Consider the following 17,125-nt stretch of genomic DNA (forward strand, 5'->3'; position numbering starts at 1 on the left):
GGACCCCACCCATGCGTTTCGCCACGTACGAGTACCAAAACCGCCGCCAGGTGGCCGTCGTCGAACAGGACGGCACACTCCGCCCCCTGCCGGGCGTCGGCTCACTGACCGGCCTGCTCGCCGAGGGAGGCGGCCTGCCCGAACTGCTCGACGCCGGCTCCGCGATGCTCGGCGTCCCGGCCGGTCCCCATGTCTCCGAGGTGCGGCTCCTGCCACCGCTCCAGCCGCCCACCGTACGGGACTTCGTCACCTTCGAGGAACACGTCGAGGGCGTACGGCGGTCCGTGGACGGGGCCGCCGGTGTACCCGAACGCTGGTACGCCGCCCCGACGTTCTACTTCACCAACCCCTACGCGATGTACGGCCCGCACGAGGACATCCCCGTGCCGCCCGGATCGAGCGTGCTCGACTTCGAGCTGGAGGTCGCCGCGGTGATCGGCCGGGAGGGCCGCGACCTCACCCCCGAGCAGGCCCGCGACCACATCGTCGGCTACACCGTCCTCAACGACTGGTCCGCGCGCGACCTGCAGTCCGCCGAGATGCGGGTGGGCCTCGGACCGTGCAAGGGCAAGGACACCGCCACCACCCTCGGCCCCTACCTGGTCACCGCCGACGAACTGGAGAGGTACCGCGACCACGAGGGCTTCCTGCGCCTCGCGCTGACCGCCGAGATCAACGGCGAGGTCGTCGGCAAGGACCTGCTGTCCAACATGAGCTGGACCTTCGAGGAGATGGCCGCCTACGCCTCCCGCGGGACCTGGGTGCGTCCAGGCGACGTGCTCGGTTCCGGGACCTGCGGCAACGGCGGCTGTCTCGCCGAGCTGTGGGGCGTACGAGGCAGCCAGGACCCACCGCCGCTCAGGCCCGGCGACACGGTCACCCTCACCGTCGAGGGCATCGGCACCGTCTCCAACACCGTGGTGACCGGTCCCGAACCCGTGCCCGTCGCTGCCGCCCGGCGCCGCTCCCGGGAGAGGCCATGACCGGCGATCTGCAGCCCAGGCGTCTCCTCGGCAAGGTCGTCGTGGTGACGGGCGCGGCCGGCGGACAGGGCGCCGCGGAGGCCGAGGCACTGACCCGCGAGGGCGCCCGTGTGATCGCCACCGACGTGACCGAGGCAGCCGGCTGCCGCCGCCTCGACGTCACCAGCGAGAAGGACTGGGCGGAGCTCGCCGCCGACGTCCGCGAGGCGTACGGACAGGTGCACGGCCTGGTCAACAACGCGGGCATCACCTGGCGCGCCCGCATCGGCGACGTACGCCCCGAGGACATGGCCCGCGTCCACGCGGTCAATGTCACCGGTCCACTGCTGGGCATCCAGCACCTGGTGCCGTTGATGCGCGCGGGGGCGTCGATCGTCAACGTCGGTTCGTCGGCGGCGCTCACCGCCCACTACCCCGTCGCGTACACGGCCAGCAAGTGGGCGCTGCGCGGCCTGTCGAGGACCGCTGCCATGGAACTGGGGCCCCGCGGCATCCGCGTGAACATGATCCACCCCGGCTTCATCGAGACCGAGATGACCGCCTCCGCCCTTCCCGCGTTCCGCGAGGCGAACCTCCGCGAGACACCGCTCGGCCGCACCGGCACCGTCGACGACATCACCCCTCTCATGGTGTTCCTGCTGTCCGACGACGCGTCCTTCATCACCGGAGCGGAGATCCCGGTCGACGGCGGCCTCACCGCGCACGGCGGCGCCAAGTCGATCTCGGACGCCCTGCGCGCAGACGCCTGAACCAGCAACAACGCACGACGAAAGGCACTCCCCCCATATGGACAAGGTCCGCGCGAGCGCCGCGGAGGCGGTCGCCGACATCCCCGACGGCGCTTCGCTGGCGGTCGGGGGCTTCGGCCTCAGCGGCATTCCCGACGTACTCATCCAGGCCCTCCACGCCCAGGGAGCGAGCGGCCTGGAGGTCGTGTCGAACAACTGCGGTGTGGACGGGCGCGGCCTCGGGATCCTGCTGGCCGACGGCCGGATCGCCCGCGTGACCGGCAGCTACGTGGGCGAGAACAAGGAGTTCGCCCGCCAGTACCTCTCGGGCGAACTGGAGGTGGAGCTGGTGCCGCAGGGCACGCTGGCGGAGCGGCTGCGGGCCGGCGGCGCAGGCATCCCCGCCTTCTACACCCCGGCCGGCGTGGGCACACAGGTGGCGCGGGGCGGACTGCCCTGGCGGTACGCGCCCGACGGCACGGTCGCCGTCGCCTCCCCACCCAAGGAGACCCGCGACTTCGCCGACCGCGCATACGTCCTGGAGCACGGCATCACCACCGACTTCGCCCTCGTACGGGCCTGGCGCGGCGACCGCCACGGAAACCTGGTCTTCCGCAGGTCCGCCGCCAACTTCAACCCACTGGCGGCGATGGCCGGCCGGGTCACCGTCGCCGAGGTAGAAGAGCTGGTGGAGCCGGGCGAGTTGAGGCCGGAGGACGTGCATCTGCCAGGCATCTTCGTCCAGCGGATGGTGGAACTGACCGGCGCTCAGGCCGCCGACAAGCAGATAGAGAAGAGGACCGTACGCGTATGAGCACCACCGCCCGTACGCCACCGGGCTGGACCCGCGACCGGATGGCCGCCCGCGCCGCCGCCGAACTCGCCGACGGCTCCTACGTCAATCTCGGCATCGGCCTGCCCACCCTCGTCCCCGGCCACCTCCCGCCCGGCGTACACGTCGTCCTGCACTCGGAGAACGGCATCCTGGGCACCGGCCCCTACCCCACCGAGGACCAGGTCGACCCCGACCTGATCAACGCGGGCAAGGAGACCGTCACCGTGCTGCCGGGGGCCTCCTTCTTCGACTCCGCCCTGTCGTTCGGCATGATCCGGGGCGGCCACATCGACACCGCCGTGCTGGGTGCCATGCAGGTGTCCGCCGCCGGCGACCTCGCCAACTGGATGATCCCCGGCAAGATGGTCAAGGGCATGGGCGGCGCCATGGACCTCGTCCACGGCGCCCGCCGGGTCCTCGTCCTGATGGAACACACCGCCAAGGACGGCAGCCCGAAGATCGTCGAGGAGTGCACCCTCCCGCTCACCGGCGAACGGTGCGTCCACCGCGTCATCACCGACCTCGGCGTCCTCGACGTCACCCCGGAGGGTCTCACTCTCGTGGAGTGCGCGCCGGGTGTGACGGCGGAGTACATCGCCGACCGCACCGACGCGCCGCTGATCCGGAGACCATGAGCCGTCAGACACGTCGGGCGGGGAGGGACGCTGGTCCCTCCCCGCCCGACGTCTGCCTGCTACCGGGAAAGGGGCATCACCTTGCGGTAGGTGAACACCGCGACCACGGCGACCACCACGTGCATCAGGAGCAGCGCCCCGACGCCGAGCGCGCCGCCCTCGCCGAAGAGCGGGAAGTCCGGGACGAAGGACACCACGACGAGAGCCGGCGCCAGCCACCGCACCAGCGCCTCCGGGTCCTTCGACACCTTGCGCACGACGGCCCAGCCGACGGCACCCGCCACCACCCCGACCGCCGTCAGGAAGATGTACGAGGACGGCTTCAGCGGCATGAAGTCGTCGGGCGCACCCACGGCGAGGGCGAGCAGGGCGAGCAGCGCGTCCGCCACGGAGGCGACGACGATCGCGGCGAGCACACCTCCCGCGACGACGAGCGGACCACGGCGGGCGGCGACGGCATCAGAGGCAACAGACATGGCAGGCTCCGCGAGAGGATGTTTGAACTGTCAAACGAAGTCTGCCGGAACCAGCTTGAAACTTCAAGAAGTCACCTCGAGATCCGCTTCTACCTTGGCTACGGCTTGGCCGGACAGCCTCGACTCACTGGAAGACCGGCACGACTTCCTTGATGAACAACTCCAGGGACTTGCGCTTCTCCTCGTGCGACATGCCGTTGTCGATCCAGAAGCCGTACTCGTCGACGCCCGGTTCCTCACAGGAGCGCAGCCGCTCAATGACGTCGGCCGGGGTGCCGATCACCGCGGTCTTGTGCAGCGATACCGACGCCGTCCCAGGGCGCTCGACACCGTGGCCTTGGTGCCCTCCCAGACCAGCGGGTACCACCAGCTCGTCAACGTCCGCAACGGCTGGTGTGCCGATGTCAGGGACGCCTCCACCGCGGACGGCGCCCCGGTCAAGTGGCCCGCCACCGGCGGGTCCAACCAGGACTGGCAGATCCTCGCGCTGTAACGGCGCCAGGCGGGGGCGGGAGGGGAAGCCTGCGTCAGTTCTTCGCTCCCTGCCCGCTGTCGCGCCGCGAAGTACCTGGTTTGGGCCCGGAACTTGATGGCTCCGGCCTCGCGCCGGGTGGCGTGGGCCGACGTGAGAAGAACCAGGGTTCGCCTCAGCTGTGCTCTTGAGCCGCTTGTGCGGCCGGCACCCGTGCCGCTGCGGGCGCCTACCGGCTCGTAGGCGCCCGCAGCCGAAGACTTCAGGCATGCCACCGGGGTGGCGCCGGTCAGCCGACCGGGCTGACCGTCCACAGCAGGTTGGTGCTCTGCACCCACGTCCACTGCTTGGCCGCAGCCCCTACGGGGACCATTCCGCCGCCGTCGAGGGCCAGTCCCGTGCTGCGGTTGGCGATCGAGTACTGGCCTTGGCCGCGGTGGGTGATCTGCCACTGCTGGGTGTTACTGCCCTCCCAGGCCTTCTGTCGGACCGGGTCACCGTTGCTGGTGGATCCCCAGCCGTCGGCGACCAGGCCGTTGGTGCGGTTGACGAGCCGGTAGTAGCCGTTGCCCAGTTCGATCGCCTGCCACTGGAGGTTGTTGTGGTCGATCGGCTCCCACAGCTTCAGGTTCGAGCCGCTGGTGAAATTGCCGCCGCTGTCCAGCACCAGGTGGTTCGTGACGTTGGTCAGGCGGTAGTACTTGTCGGGCCTGAACGTCACCTTCAGCGATCTGATCACGTCATTGTTGCCGGTCGCCACAAGGTCGGGGGTGTTCGAGGTGAACGTCCAGGCGGTGCCGGTGAAGTTGTCGCCGGAGTAGCCCGTCACCTGGTAGCCGTCGGGTACCAGGATGGAGGAGGCCATGGCGGGACCCACGCCGGCGGCGGTCAGCTGGGAGGAGGTGTAGCTGCCCAAGGGCAGGACGGCGCGGGCGCCTTCATAGTTGACGTGCTCGCACACCGTCGCGGAAACCCTTACGGGCATGCCCTGGACCTCGACGCACACCACGGAGACGTTGGCGTTCGGCGCGGTGGCCGGCACGGTGACGTTGATCTGGTCGGTGACGGTGTACGAGAGCGAGACCGAGGGGTTGTTCAGCAGATAGACGCGGCTGATCGTGTTGTCGATCGCCGGGATCCGCAGCTGGCCGTTCGTGGGCCAGGTGAAGACATGGGCGAAGAGCTTGCCGTTCTTCTTGGTGACCTTCCCCCAGGAGGGTTCGGTGGCGAACGGGCTGCCGCTGGTGCCGTGAATGCTGTCGCTGTGCGTCGACATCCATGAAGCCAGGCCGGTGAGAACGGTCTGGGACCCGGCGGTGACCGAGCCATCGCCCTTCGGGCCGATGTTCAACAGGAGGTTGCCGTCCCGGGAGACCACCGTGACGAGCTCTTGGACGATGTCCTTGACGGATCGGTAGGAGTTCTCACTCCCCGCGTTGTAACCCCAGGCGCCGTTCATGGTGGCGCACCGCTCCCACGGCCGGCTCATCGGCGCGGAGGGGATCCCGAACTCCGCGACCGCGTAGTCGCCGAGACCGTGGTCCCGCTTGACCCGTTCGTTGACGATGAGGCCGGGCTTGCGGGCGATCAGCCAGTTGTAGAGGTCGACGCCGTCCGATTCCAGCCACCAGTCCTCCAGGGTGGGGCTGGAAGGCTCGCCGAACCAGTCGCCGTCGAACCACAGCAGTGCCGGGTCGTAGCGGTCCAGCAGTTCCTGAAGCTGCGCCTTCATGTCGGCGATGTAGGCGGTGCGGGCGGCCTGCGAGGACATCGTGGTGAGACCGCTTTGGTGACGGTCGGTCTGGGAAGGGTGGTTCCAGTCGAGTATCGAGTAGTACAGGCAGAACTTGACCCCGCGGCTCTCGCACTCCCTCTTGAGGTCCATGAGCGGGTCGGTCTGGATGCCGTTGTAGTCGTGCAGGTTGTACTGCTTGGTGCCGGTGGTGTCGGTGAAGCCGGGGACGTTGGAGTCCCACATCGCGTAGCCCTCGTGGTGCTTGGATGTGATCACGAGGTACTTCATGCCGGCGTTCTTGGCCAGTTCGGCGATGGTGGCGGCGTTGAACTGGGTCGGGTTGAAGTTCTTGGTGACCTGGGTCTGGTAGTTCGCCTTGCTCCACTGCTGGCTGTCGAACGCCCACTCGCCCTGGCCGAGCTGCGAGTAGGACCCGAAGTGAATGAACATCCCGAACCTGGCCTGGTACCACCAGTCCATCTTCGAGGGGACGGCGTACGCCTCGGCGGTGGAGGGCCACAGGACCTGCGGCAACCCGAAGGCCGCCACTCCCCCGGCAAGGGCGGCGGCCTTCATCAGAGAACGTCTGCTGAGGCGAGCTGAGGACATGGTGCGGCTCCATGTGTCGGGGGGAGGGAAGACAGGGCGTTACGGGCGGAACGCCGGACTGGGCGTCCCGCTCCGCGTCTTGCCAACGGGAGACATCCGATGGATTTATAAGAGAACGACGATGGCTGCGTCTATAGCTGGGGCGAGATTGACCCAAAGCTGGGGTCAGGTAGGAGTTCCTGAAGGCTTCTTGATCCCGGAAGATCACGCACTCTTCGAGCAAAGCGCTATACATCGGATGTCTTGAGCCGGTCACTTGGCCGTCGCCGAGGTCGTGGTTGAGCAGCCGGCCGCCGACCCGGACACCGCCCTGCGGACCTGGCGTGACGTCGCGATGTCCCTGTTCTGCGGGCTGCTCATGATCACTCCTTGTCACGCGGCGGCCCTCGGCTGCTTCCTGCCGATGCCCTTCAACCGGCGCGCCCGCGTCGAAGCTTGCCGACAATCCCGCTTCCCCTGACGGAGCGTCACGGGCGCCTGGTGGCACACCCCAGCTTCACGGAAATCTTGTCAGGGCCACTTCCTCGTACGCCGACACCGGCCACGGCGAGGACCGCAAGGCCGGTCCGGTCCGCCAAGGACCCGCTCTGCTGCAGGGCCTGGCGACGCCTTCGGGCTGGCTCACCACACGTCTCGGTCTTTGCTGGCCTGTTCCATTCCGTGCGTCCCGACACCGGCACCGGTCGTTCGTCGGCACGTCCAGCCCGGAAGACGTCTTGTGGCCGGGCGTCTTTGCTTGTGCCTGTGCCTCCCGAGCCGGAGGAGCAGGCGGTGCCGGCGACGGCCACGTCGGCCGACGACGGTGCCACGACCGGCCGAGGCCAAGGTGCACGGATAGACGATGGGCGCGACGACGGCATCAGCTCGGCCGCCCGGCGACTGCTGACGTACCTCACGCACGGCAGCCCCTGAACGGGCCGTGGGTGACCCGCACGGCAAGGCCGTGCGGGTCCCTGCCCGCCGTGCGGGGGAAGTCGGTCAGGCCCAGGGGCTGACCGCCCTGAAGGAGCTGTCGGCGCGGAAGGTGGCGTTGTCCTGGTAGGTGTCGACGCGCGGCTCGTAGTTGTAGTGGCGGAGGTAGCGGCCGGGGTAGTTGTACGACTCCAGGGAGAGCGAACGGGCCGTGGAACCGGAACGGGGGCAGAAGGTGGCGTCCTTCTGGAAGACGACGGATCCGTCGTCGGTGTCCAGCCGGATACGGAAGGCGTAGTGCCGCAGACACCTGCCCGTGGCGCGCTCTCCATGCACGACAGCGCAAGTACCTCGCGTTCCTCGTCCTCCAGCCAGCGGGTCGTGTGGTGGGACGTCATCCACGCCGGCCGGCTGCCGTCCCGGATGCGCGTCAACATGTCCGCTTCTCGCCGGGCGCGCGCACCATCGCCTCGGCGGCTGGCTCCAGCTCCTGGACCCGCACCGGGTCCTGGCCGAGGGTTCGATGCGCCGGCGCGCCGCCGAGATGATGTGCCCGCCGGCCCTACGCCCCCGCCGTGGCGATGATGGCCCCCGAGGGCACGTCGGTGCTGCGCAACGTGTACGTCATCAACCGCAGTTACGAGGACCTCGCCGAGCGTCTGAACTCGGTCGGGGCGCAGAGCGAGACCTTTCGGGACATCTGACGGACGACCGCCCGCCGCACCCCTTCCAGTCCGCACGCGGTTGACCGGAGGCGGGTGCGGAAGCGGGCAGGGTTGGACCGGGGCTGTGTGCGGCCTTCCGCTGCGGGGCGAGCCGTTGGCGGCTGGGCCAGGTGTCATGTGTGCTTCGCCCACCCGGTACCGGCATTCCGCATGCACCACGAAACTTCCGGCGTGCGAGCACAGCGGGTGAACCGGGCAAGGCGTGTCACGCGCTTTTCAAATCGATTTAACCGCCGCGAAAAAAGCGTCGTCGGAGTTACCGACAGACAACACGACAGGCGACAGAGATTTTACCGAAGAACGGCTCACCGACTCCCGGGTCGATCACCCCAGGAATCGACGCGCGGTCGGCCATGACAGCTGCACCCCCGAGCGCAGGTTACCGGCTAAGAACATATGTCTTCGAACAACCCCACGATGGTATGACTTAGGTCACGTTTAACGGTCCACCGGACCTCAAACCTGCCGCAACAACCACGAAGAGTTCCGACCGGAATGGGAGTCAATCGCTCCGCTAAATATGTCCGTTGCCCGAAGGCGAGTGGCCGGTATTTACTGGTCCCACCCCAGAGAACGCGGACACTGATCGGCACCCCCGCCTCAACCACATGACCAAGCTGATATGAAGCGGAGTCGAAGGAATGCCTGCAACCGGAGCGCTGGCCGCCTTAGAGGGTTTTGACGGCCTGCCCCCGAGAGACACGGAACTGTACGAGCGCGAGGGGCAGTTATCTCTCCTCCACAACCTCCTGCAGGACTCTCTCCGGGGGAACACCCGCCTGGCCGTCGTGAGCGGGGCCGCCGGCCACGGAAAGACCGAACTTCTCGACGCGTTCGCCGCACAGGCCCAGCGCCTGGGGGTGGTCCATGTCGCCGCGACGGCCTCCCGTGCCGAGCAGCCCGTCCCGTTCGGCGTACTGGCCCAGCTGTTCCAGGCGATGGACCTGCCCCAGCACATCAGCTCCCGTGTGTCCCGCCTCCTGGACCAGGCCATGGGCTCGGGCGGCTCGGCGCCGCCCCCCGAGCCGGGGGCCATACCCCCGCAGCTGTTCCACCAGATGGGCACGGTCCTCCACGATCTCGTGGAACTCTCGCAGCCCCTGCTGATCAGCGTCGACGACGTCCAGTACGCGGACGCCCCGTCCCTGCTGTGCCTGTCCACCCTGGCACGCCGGCGGCGTACGGCCCCCCTGCTGCTCGTCCTCAGCGAGCACCCCTCCCCGCAGTCCGCCAGCGTCCTGCTGAACGCGGAGCTGCCGCCGGAGCCGCTGTCCCACCGGGTGCTGCTGCCTCCCCTGTCCCGCGGCGGGGTGCGCGCCCTGCTGGCCAGGCGGCTCGGCGAATCCGCGGCCTCGCGCCTCGCCGAGGACTGCCTCGCCGCCACGGGGGGCAACCCGCTGCTGGTACGCAGGCTGATCGAGGACACCGCCGCGCGGGGAGAACCGTTCGCACTGCATGCCGGCCCCCGTTTCGAGCGGGCCGTCCTCGACTGCCTCTACCGTTGCGATCCGTATGTGCGCACCGTCGCACGGCAGATGGCCGTCCTCGACGACCCGGAGTACACCCCGCTGTTGTCCCGGCTGCCGGACGTGGACCCCCGGTACCTCTCCCTGACACTCGGCGTCCTGGAGGAGACCGGCTTCCTCAGGGAGGGCGCCTGGCGCCATCCGCAGGCCAGCGCGGCCGTCCTGCACGAGATGACCGCCGAGGAGCGCGCCACCCTGCACACAAGGACCGGAACCCTTCTCTTCAAGAACGGCGCTCCGGTGACCGCGGTGGCCCACCACCTGGTCGCCGCCAGCCGGATCGACAACGACTGCGCGGCGAGCGTGCTGCTGGAGGCGGCCGAGGAGGGCCTCGCCACCGGTGACACGGCTCTCGCGTTGAACTGCCTGTCCATCGCCTACCAGTACGGCCGGAGCGAGCAGCACCGCGCCACCACGACCGCGATGCTCTTCCGTACCGAGTGGCGAGCCGATCCACGCACCGCGGCCCGCCGTATCCCGACGCTCGTGGAAGCGGCGCGGGAGGGCCACCTGTCGGGACGGCACGTCTCGGCCCTGATCGACGCGCTGCTCTGGTTCGGCCGTCCCGAGGCGGCACAAGACGCGCTGGAGCGGATGGAGCGGCACGCCTTGCAGAGGCAGGACGTGGAAGCGTCCGCGCACCTTCAGACCCGCCGCGCCACGCTCGGCCTGCTGTATCCGGCGACGGTGTACGGCGACGGCGACGGCGCCTCCGCCCCGGTCCTCGGGGGGGACGGTCCGCGGTGGGCGTCCTCCCTGAGCCAGGTCCTGAGCGAGCTGATCCGCGTGCTGCAGGTGGGCCCCAACACGCCGTCGACCCAGACCGCGGAACAGACGCTGGTCAGCCACCAGTTGACCGACGAGACCGTGCCGAGCCTCGCCGCCGCGATCGACATCCTGCTCATCAACGGCCGCCACGCGTCGGCCGAGCGGTGGATCGACACGCTCGTCTCGGTCACCCGGAAACAGTCGGCATCCGCTTGGCATGCCCTCTTCACCAGCCTGGAGGCCAGGCTGGCCCTTCAGCGCGGCGACCCGGCCAAGGCCGCACGCCTTGCCGAGGCGGCCCTGGCCGAGATCCCCACCGCGAGCTGGGGCATCATGATCGGCCTGCCGCTGAGTGTCGCGCTCGAGGCCCACAACCTCCTGGGCGCGTACGGCGCCGCCCTCGCCCAGCTCCAGGTACCGACCCCGGACGCGATGTTCCAGACTCCGCTGGGCCTGCGCTACCTGCGCGCCCGCGGCCGTGCCCTCCTGGGGAACGGGCAGTCGCAGGCGGCCCTGGACGACTTCCTCGCGGTCGGCGAGCTGGCCAGACGCTGGCGAATGGACGTTCCCGCGGTGCTGCCCTGGAGGACCGATGCCGCCCTGGTGCATCTGCTGCGCGGCGACACCGCGCGGGCACGGGAACTGGCCACGGAGCAGCTGGGTTTGGTGCGCCAGGGCCAGCACCAGGTACGCGCGGTGAGCCTGCGGGTCCTCGCCGCGACCGCGTCCACGGAGGAGCGCGGCACGCTGCTCGGTCATGCGCTGGAGGCGGCGCAGCAGTGCGGCAACCCGGTGGTTCTCGCGTACACGCTCCACGAGATGGGCCGGTGCGACCAGGAGGCGGGCCAGTACAGCAAGGGCCGGATGGCCCTGCTGCGGGCTCGCCAACTCGCCGAGGAATGCGGCGTGCAGTTGCCCGCCCGCACGCTTCCGGAGGCACCGCGCGGACAGCAGCCGCCCGCCGTGGTGGGCGGCAGCGACGAGCTGGTCGGCATGCTGAGCGACGCGGAGATGCGGGTGGTTGCGCTGGCGGTGCGCGGTCACAGCAACCGGCAGATAGCGGCCAAGCTCTTCGTCACGGTGAGCACCGTCGAACAGCACCTCACCCGGGTGTACCGGAAGCTGGGGATCAAGCGGCGGAGCGATCTCACGCTCGCCCTGCACGGAGGCGACTACGCCCGCCGCGCCTCCTGACGCGGGTCCGGCCGGGCGCGGCCACCACGGCGGGACCGGTCCTTCGCCGTACGCCGGTGGCGGTGCGGGCCTGGAGCCTGCCGCTCCAGGCCCGCACCGAAGCGCCGTTCAGGCTCGGCCGGGGCCGGCGGGGAAGGGCGTGAGAGCCCCGCGGATCTCGCGGGCCACCGCGTCGGACTGTCCGTCGAGGTAGAAGTGGCCGCCCGGAAGGACGCGCACGTCGACGTCGCTCGTGGAATGGGCCCGCCACGCCGTCGCGTCCTCGATCGTGGCGACCGGATCGGCGTCGCCGACCAGCACGGTGATCGGGCAGCCGATCCGGGCGTCCTGCGGTGCGAGGCGATACGTCTCGATCGCCCTGTAGTCGGCCCGCAGCGCGGGTAGGAGCATGGCCATCAGCTCCTCGTCCGCGAGGAGGGCCTGGTCGGTGCCGCTCAGACGCCGCAGCTCCGCGATGATCCCGGCGTCACCGCGCAGATGGACCCCGTCGTCCCGGCGCAGGGAGGGTGCCCGGCGGGCCGACGCGAAGAGCCGTACCGGTCCGGCCGTGTCCGGCCGCCACTCGTAGCGGCGGGCCACCTCGAAGGCGACGACCGCGCCCATGCTGTGGCCGAAGAACGCGCAGTCACGCGGCAGTTCGGGGCCGAGCGCCCCGAACACCGCGTCCGCCAACTCCTCGATGCTCTCGGCCGGGGGATCCTGGCGCCTGTCCTGGCGGCCCGGGTACTGGACCGCAACAACTTCCACCTCGGGAGCGAGCACCCGGGAAAGCGGGACGAACAAGCTCGCCGCACCTCCTGCGTGCGGAAAGCAGACCAGTGTCGCCGAGCTGCCCGAAAGCGGAGTGAATCGGCGCAGCCAGTCGCTCGTGTTCTCAGTCGGCATGTTCACGGACGCAGCGTAGGACGGTCCCAAAGCGGTCCGGAACCCCTACCCGCAGGCTGGGACCGGAATATCGATCCGACCCGTCAGCTTGTACGCAACCCCTGTTCCCACCCCTGAAAGCAGCCCCTATTCCGGTATTCGACGCCCCCAGATCGGTCCGTGAGTGCTTGTCCCGGTCGCGTCGGCCGGGTGAGGGTTGAGGGCGTATCTGCCATCGTGACGGCCGGCTTCCGGATGGCCGGGGATCGGCAGGAAGGAAACTGCGTACCCGTGAGAAACGAGCGAGAACGTGCGCGCCCGATAAAAGAGGTGGAGGCCGAGGAGCTGATTCAGGGAATCTGCTTCAAGAACGGTCCCCCGCGGCGTACCGGCGTGGAACTCGAATGGTTACTGCACGACCCCGACGACCCGCTCTGTCCCGTGGGTCCCGAAAGGCTCGCCCCGGCTGTCGCCGAGGTGCGTGTCCTTCCCCTCCGCTCCACGGTGACGACAGAACCCGGCGGTCAGCTCGAACTCAGCTCTCCGCCCTCCCCCTCGCTGGACGACTGCATCGCGGTCGTGGACAGTGATCTCGCCCTGGTGCGAGGCGTGCTGAAGGGCCACGGACTCGTGCTCACAGGTCACGGGCACGATCTGTGGCGCGCGCCGCGTCGCGTACTGACCGAACCTCGCTACGCGGCGATGGAGACCTATTTCGACAGGTTCGGGTCCGCGGGACGCTCCATGATGTGCAGCACCGCCTCCGTGCAGGTGTGCGTGGACAGCGGAGACGACACGGACGGACCGCACGGCTACCGGTTCCGCTGGCGGCTGGCTCATCTCCTGGGACCCGTGCTGGTGGCGGCCTTCGCCAATTCCCCGCTCGCCGGGGGAAGGCCCACCGGGTGGAAGTCCACCCGTCAGCGCGTCTGGGCCTCGCTCGACCCCGCGCGCACCCTCGCCCCCGCGCCCGCCGCGGACCCCCGTACCGCCTGGGCCTCCTACGCCTTGGACGCGCCGGTGCTGTGCGTCAGGACCGACGGCGCTGACTGGACCGCCCCCCGGGGACTGACGTTTCGGGACTGGGTCCGCGGCCGGGGTACCAGACCCGCCACGGAGGACGATCTGCGGTACCACCTCACCACGCTGTTCCCGCCGGTCCGCCCGCGTGGTCACCTCGAACTGCGCATGATCGACGCGCAGCCGGGCGAAGACGGATGGATCGTGCCCCTCGCCGTGACCACCGCGCTCCTGGACGATCCGACGGCCGCCGGCCTCGCCCTGCGCGCCCTCCAGCCGCTCGTCGGCGACGCGGGCACCCCGGAGCGTGCCCCGCGCCATCCGCTGTGGCGGGCCGCCGCCCGCCACGGTCCGGCCCACCCACCGCTCCGCGATGCCGCCGTCGCCTGTTTCGCCGCGGCCGGTGAGGCCCTGGCCCGCAGGGGCGCGTCCGCGGCGGTGCGCTCGGCTGTCGTCTCCTTCGTCGACCGCTACGTGTCCCAGGGCCGCTGCCCCGCCGACGACCTGCTCGACACCGTCCCGAGGAAGGACATCGGTTCATGACCCTTCGCGTTCCGCAGGAGACCGGCGGGGACGTCTCCCCGGAGGCGCTGCGGCAGCGCGCGGTCACGGCGCTCACGACGGCGCGTGACCGCACCGAGCTGCTCACCTCCTGCGTGGCGGACCCCGAACTCACCGCGCAGCACTCGCCCCTCATGTCGCCGCTGGTGTGGGATCTGGCCCACATCGGCAACCAGGAGGAGCAGTGGCTGCTGCGCACGCTCGGCGGGAGGGAGGCGCTGCGCCCGGACATCGACTCGGTCTACGACGCCTTCGAGCATCCCCGGGCGGAGCGGCCCTCACTGCCGCTGCTGCCGCCGGCCGAGGCGCGCCGTTACGTCGGCGACGTCCGCGCGCGGGTGCTGGACGTGGTGGCGGAGATGCCGCTGAGCGGTGGCGGGCCGCTCGCCGAGGCCGGGTTCGCCTTCGGCATGGTCGCCCAGCACGAGCAGCAGCACGACGAGACGATGCTCATCACGCACCAGTTGCGACGGGGCGCCCCCGCCCTGTCGGCCCCCGCTCCCCCGCCGGCGCCCGCCGACGCGTCGGCGCTGCCCGCGGAAGTGCTGGTTCCCGGCGGTCCGTTCCGCATGGGGACGGACGTCGAACCCTGGGCCCTGGACAACGAACGGCCCGCGCACGTGCGGCACGTTCCGTCCTTCCACATCGACACCACGCCCGTCAGCAACGGCGCGTACCTGCGTTTCATCGAGGACGGCGGTTACACGGAGCCGCGCTGGTGGGCCCCCGACGGCTGGTCGTACGTCCGCCGCCACCAGCTGTTCGCCCCGCTGTTCTGGCAGCGGGAGGCGGGTCAGTGGGTGCGTCGACGGTTCGGCGTGACCGAACCGGTGCCCGCGGGCGAACCCGTCCTGCACGTCAGCTGGTACGAGGCCGACGCCTACGCCCGGTGGGCCGGGCGGCGCCTGCCCACGGAGGAGGAGTGGGAGAAGGCGGCACGGCACGATCCGGCGACCGGCCGATCGAGGCGCTACCCCTGGGGCGACGCCGACCCGTCGGACCGGCACGCCAACCTGGGCCAGCGCCATCTGCGCCCGGCACCGGTGGGCAGCTATCCGGAGGGAGTCTCACCGCTCGGGGTACGGCAGCTCATCGGGGACGTGTGGGAGTGGACGGCGAGCGACTTCCTGCCCTACCCGGGGTTCGCCGCCTTCCCCTACCGGGAGTACTCCGAGGTGTTCTTCGGCTCCGACCACAAGGTGCTGCGCGGTGGCTCGTTCGCGGTCGACCCGGTCGCCTGCCGCGGCACCTTCCGCAACTGGGACTACCCGATCCGGCGGCAGATCTTCTCCGGCTTCCGCACCGCCCGAGACGCCGAGGAGGGCTGATGTGCCGTCACCTCGGCTATGTGGGTGACCCCCTGCCCATCGGCGATCTGCTGCTCTCCCCGGAGCACGGGCTGGTACGCCAGTCGTGGGCGCCCCGGCACCAGCGGCACGGCACCGTGAACGCCGACGGCTTCGGCGTCGGCTGGTATGCGGACGGCGACCCGGTACCGGGGCGCTACCGGCGTTCCGGACCGATCTGGGCCGACCCGTCGTTCGCCGACCTGGCACGGCTGGTGCGCACCGGGGCACTGCTCGCCGCGGTCCGCGATGCCACACGGCCGGGGCCGGAGGGCGAGGCGGCGGCCGCGCCCTTCGTCCGGGACCGCTGGCTGTTCAGTCACAACGGGGCACTGCCCGGGTGGCCCGCCTCGGTGGCGTCCCTGGCCTCGGCCCTGCCGGCGGAGGAACTCCTCGGCATGGAGGCGCACAACGACTCCGCCTTCGTCTGGACGCTGATCGCGCGCCGGCTGCGGGCCGGCGAGGAGATGTCCCGGGCGTTGGCGGGCACGGTGGCCGCCCTGTCGGCGGCGGCCCCTCCGGCGCGTCTCAACTTTCTGCTGACGAACGGCCGTTGCCTCGCCGCTACGGCCTGGGGCGACACCCTCTGGTACCGGCTCCGCCCCGGAGCCGGGGTCGTCGTCGCCTCGGAACCCTACGACGACCACCCCGCGTGGGCCGAGGCCCCCGACCGCTCGCTGCTGCGCGCCACCCCTACCGAAGTTCTCGTCACTCCCCTTGAGGAATCCTTTTCGTGAGCTCGTTCACCGTGACCCGTACGCTCCCCGCCACCGCACGCGACGGCGCTCTGCGCGCCGACGTGCTGGAAGGCCTGGGCAGCAATCCCCGGCACCTGCCCCCCAAGTGGCTCTACGACGCACGGGGCAGCGAACTGTTCGAGGAGATCACCGGGCTCCCCGAGTACTACCCCACCCGTGCCGAACGCGAGATCCTCGTGGACCGGGCCGCCGACATCGCCGCCGCCACCGGTGCCCGCACCCTGGTCGAGCTGGGCTCCGGCTCCTCGGAGAAGACCCGGCATCTGCTGGCGGCGCTCACCGGCCTGGACACCTACATCCCGGTCGACGTCAGTCAGAGCGCCCTGGAGCAGGCCGGCCTCCGGCTGCTGCACGAACGCCCCGCTCTGCACGTCCACGCACTCGTCGCCGACTTCCAGCACGGACTGCGGCTTCCCCCTGTTCCGGGGCCGCGCCTGGTGGCGTTCCTCGGCAGCACCATCGGCAATCTCGCCCCGGCGGAGCGGGCCGAGTTCCTGCGCGCCGTCGCCGGCATGCTCTCCCCCGGTGACACCTTCCTGCTGGGCACCGACCTGGTCAAGGACCCGGATGTGCTCGTCCTGGCGTACGACGACGCGGCCGGCGTCACGGCGGAGTTCAACAAGAACGTGCTCGGTGTCCTCAACCGGGAGCTGGGCGCCGACTTCGACGCGTCCGCGTTCGACCACGTCGCGCTCTGGGACGCGGAGAACGAGTGGATCGAGATGCGGCTGAGGGCCCGTCGGCAGCTGACGGCCAAGATCCCGTCGCTCGATCTCGTGCTGCACTTCGAGACTGGTGACGACATCCGCACCGAGATCTCGGCCAAGTTCCGGCAGGAGGGGGTCCGCAGGGAACTCGCCGCCGTCGGTCTGGACATGCGGCGGTGGTGGACCGACAGCGCCGGGCGCTTCGCGCTGTCGCTGGCCGTGCGCGGCTGACGTCCCGACACGACGACCACAGGGCCGCTCCCGCCTGCGT

The 17,125-nt window shown here is 70.2% G+C and carries 15 protein-coding genes and 1 pseudogene; 11 read left to right on the plus strand and 5 right to left on the minus strand.

The genetic code is table 11. The annotated features are described in order from the left end of the window. Positions 1-11 precede the first annotated feature (11 nt). The 4 genes from ABZO29_RS08785 to ABZO29_RS08800 are packed head-to-tail and all read left to right on the plus strand — an operon-like array spanning position 12 to position 3,181. Positions 12-983 carry a fumarylacetoacetate hydrolase family protein gene (locus ABZO29_RS08785; RefSeq protein ID WP_367319582.1) on the plus strand — a complete coding sequence of 324 codons (972 nt, stop codon included), beginning with the start codon at positions 12-14 and terminating at the stop codon, positions 981-983. Further along, positions 980-1,732 carry an SDR family NAD(P)-dependent oxidoreductase gene (locus ABZO29_RS08790; RefSeq protein WP_367319583.1) on the plus strand — a complete coding sequence of 251 codons (753 nt, stop codon included), beginning with the start codon at positions 980-982 and terminating at the stop codon, positions 1,730-1,732. The genes ABZO29_RS08785 and ABZO29_RS08790 overlap by 4 nt, the downstream gene beginning before the upstream one ends. Positions 1,733-1,769: 37 nt before the next feature. After that, positions 1,770-2,525, plus strand: a complete 756-nt coding sequence (locus ABZO29_RS08795) for a CoA transferase subunit A (protein ID WP_367319584.1) — start codon at positions 1,770-1,772, stop codon at positions 2,523-2,525. Then, the gene (locus tag ABZO29_RS08800; RefSeq protein WP_367319585.1) at positions 2,522-3,181 is read left to right on the plus strand and encodes a CoA transferase subunit B; all 660 of its coding nucleotides are present in this window, start codon (positions 2,522-2,524) and stop codon (positions 3,179-3,181) included. Before ABZO29_RS08795 ends, ABZO29_RS08800 begins: the two co-directional genes overlap by 4 nt. 59 nt (positions 3,182-3,240) lie before the next feature. On the opposite strand, the gene ABZO29_RS08805 is transcribed toward ABZO29_RS08800, so the two are convergent. Together ABZO29_RS08805 and ABZO29_RS08810 are read right to left on the minus strand one after the other, a co-directional pair. Next, the gene (locus ABZO29_RS08805; protein WP_367319586.1) at positions 3,241-3,657 is read right to left on the minus strand and encodes a DUF6069 family protein; all 417 of its coding nucleotides are present in this window, start codon (positions 3,655-3,657) and stop codon (positions 3,241-3,243) included. Between the two features lie 124 nt (positions 3,658-3,781). Continuing rightward, positions 3,782-3,940, minus strand: a complete 159-nt coding sequence (locus ABZO29_RS08810) for a hypothetical protein (protein ID WP_367319587.1) — start codon at positions 3,938-3,940, stop codon at positions 3,782-3,784. 57 nt (positions 3,941-3,997) lie between these two features. Here ABZO29_RS08810 and ABZO29_RS08815 point away from each other — a divergent pair, with 57 nt between their 5' ends. Continuing rightward, the gene (locus ABZO29_RS08815; protein ID WP_367319588.1) at positions 3,998-4,150 is read left to right on the plus strand and encodes an RICIN domain-containing protein; all 153 of its coding nucleotides are present in this window, start codon (positions 3,998-4,000) and stop codon (positions 4,148-4,150) included. A 268-nt stretch (positions 4,151-4,418) separates the two neighbouring features. On the opposite strand, the gene ABZO29_RS08820 is transcribed toward ABZO29_RS08815, so the two are convergent. Then, positions 4,419-6,473 (minus strand): alpha-L-fucosidase, encoded by a 2,055-nt coding sequence (locus ABZO29_RS08820; protein WP_367319589.1) that lies wholly within the window; start codon positions 6,471-6,473, stop codon positions 4,419-4,421. 978 nt (positions 6,474-7,451) lie between these two features. Beyond that, positions 7,452-7,721, minus strand: a complete 270-nt coding sequence (locus ABZO29_RS08825) for an AbfB domain-containing protein (protein ID WP_367319590.1) — start codon at positions 7,719-7,721, stop codon at positions 7,452-7,454. A gap of 127 nt (positions 7,722-7,848) precedes the next feature. Between ABZO29_RS08825 and ABZO29_RS08830 the strand changes: the two are divergent. Together ABZO29_RS08830 and ABZO29_RS08835 are read left to right on the plus strand one after the other, a co-directional pair. Beyond that, positions 7,849-8,089: pseudogene (locus tag ABZO29_RS08830) on the plus strand (UDP-N-acetylglucosamine 1-carboxyvinyltransferase); the annotation flags it as partial. A gap of 662 nt (positions 8,090-8,751) precedes the next feature. Continuing rightward, positions 8,752-11,598 carry an AAA family ATPase gene (locus ABZO29_RS08835; protein ID WP_367319591.1) on the plus strand — a complete coding sequence of 949 codons (2,847 nt, stop codon included), beginning with the start codon at positions 8,752-8,754 and terminating at the stop codon, positions 11,596-11,598. 108 nt (positions 11,599-11,706) lie between these two features. Here the strand turns inward: ABZO29_RS08835 and ABZO29_RS08840 are convergent, their stop codons facing one another. Then, positions 11,707-12,483: a thioesterase II family protein gene (locus ABZO29_RS08840; protein ID WP_367326083.1), complete on the minus strand. Its 777-nt coding sequence runs from the start codon at positions 12,481-12,483 to the stop codon at positions 11,707-11,709. Between the two features lie 270 nt (positions 12,484-12,753). Between ABZO29_RS08840 and egtA the strand changes: the two genes are divergently transcribed. Genes egtA through egtD form a run of 4 tightly spaced genes read left to right on the plus strand, consistent with a single transcriptional unit; the run spans position 12,754 to position 17,085 of the window. Then, positions 12,754-14,025 carry an ergothioneine biosynthesis glutamate--cysteine ligase EgtA gene (egtA, locus tag ABZO29_RS08845; RefSeq protein WP_367319592.1) on the plus strand — a complete coding sequence of 424 codons (1,272 nt, stop codon included), beginning with the start codon at positions 12,754-12,756 and terminating at the stop codon, positions 14,023-14,025. Further along, positions 14,022-15,371 (plus strand): ergothioneine biosynthesis protein EgtB, encoded by a 1,350-nt coding sequence (gene egtB / locus ABZO29_RS08850; protein WP_367319593.1) that lies wholly within the window; start codon positions 14,022-14,024, stop codon positions 15,369-15,371. The genes egtA and egtB overlap by 4 nt, the downstream gene beginning before the upstream one ends. Continuing rightward, positions 15,371-16,126, plus strand: a complete 756-nt coding sequence (gene egtC / locus ABZO29_RS08855) for an ergothioneine biosynthesis protein EgtC (RefSeq protein ID WP_367319594.1) — start codon at positions 15,371-15,373, stop codon at positions 16,124-16,126. Before egtB ends, egtC begins: the two co-directional genes overlap by 1 nt. Then, positions 16,123-17,085, plus strand: a complete 963-nt coding sequence (egtD, locus tag ABZO29_RS08860; protein WP_367319595.1) for an L-histidine N(alpha)-methyltransferase — start codon at positions 16,123-16,125, stop codon at positions 17,083-17,085. The genes egtC and egtD overlap by 4 nt, the downstream gene beginning before the upstream one ends. Positions 17,086-17,125: the final 40 nt, after the last annotated feature.

The sequence above is a fragment of the Streptomyces sp. HUAS ZL42 genome, from assembly GCF_040782645.1.
Lineage (GTDB): Bacteria > Actinomycetota > Actinomycetes > Streptomycetales > Streptomycetaceae > Streptomyces.

Coding starts and splice junctions, on each gene's coding strand:
- ABZO29_RS08785 (WP_367319582.1), top strand. CDS start 12: ATGCGTTTCGCCACGTACGAGTACCAAAACCGCCGCCAGGTGGCCGTC.
- egtB (WP_367319593.1), top strand. CDS start 14,022: ATGACCCTTCGCGTTCCGCAGGAGACCGGCGGGGACGTCTCCCCGGAG.
- ABZO29_RS08790 (WP_367319583.1), top strand. CDS start 980: ATGACCGGCGATCTGCAGCCCAGGCGTCTCCTCGGCAAGGTCGTCGTG.
- ABZO29_RS08805 (WP_367319586.1), bottom strand. CDS start 3,657: ATGTCTGTTGCCTCTGATGCCGTCGCCGCCCGCCGTGGTCCGCTCGTC.
- ABZO29_RS08820 (WP_367319589.1), bottom strand. CDS start 6,473: ATGTCCTCAGCTCGCCTCAGCAGACGTTCTCTGATGAAGGCCGCCGCC.
- egtC (WP_367319594.1), top strand. CDS start 15,371: ATGTGCCGTCACCTCGGCTATGTGGGTGACCCCCTGCCCATCGGCGAT.
- ABZO29_RS08795 (WP_367319584.1), top strand. CDS start 1,770: ATGGACAAGGTCCGCGCGAGCGCCGCGGAGGCGGTCGCCGACATCCCC.
- ABZO29_RS08800 (WP_367319585.1), top strand. CDS start 2,522: ATGAGCACCACCGCCCGTACGCCACCGGGCTGGACCCGCGACCGGATG.
- ABZO29_RS08840 (WP_367326083.1), bottom strand. CDS start 12,483: ATGCCGACTGAGAACACGAGCGACTGGCTGCGCCGATTCACTCCGCTT.
- ABZO29_RS08835 (WP_367319591.1), top strand. CDS start 8,752: ATGCCTGCAACCGGAGCGCTGGCCGCCTTAGAGGGTTTTGACGGCCTG.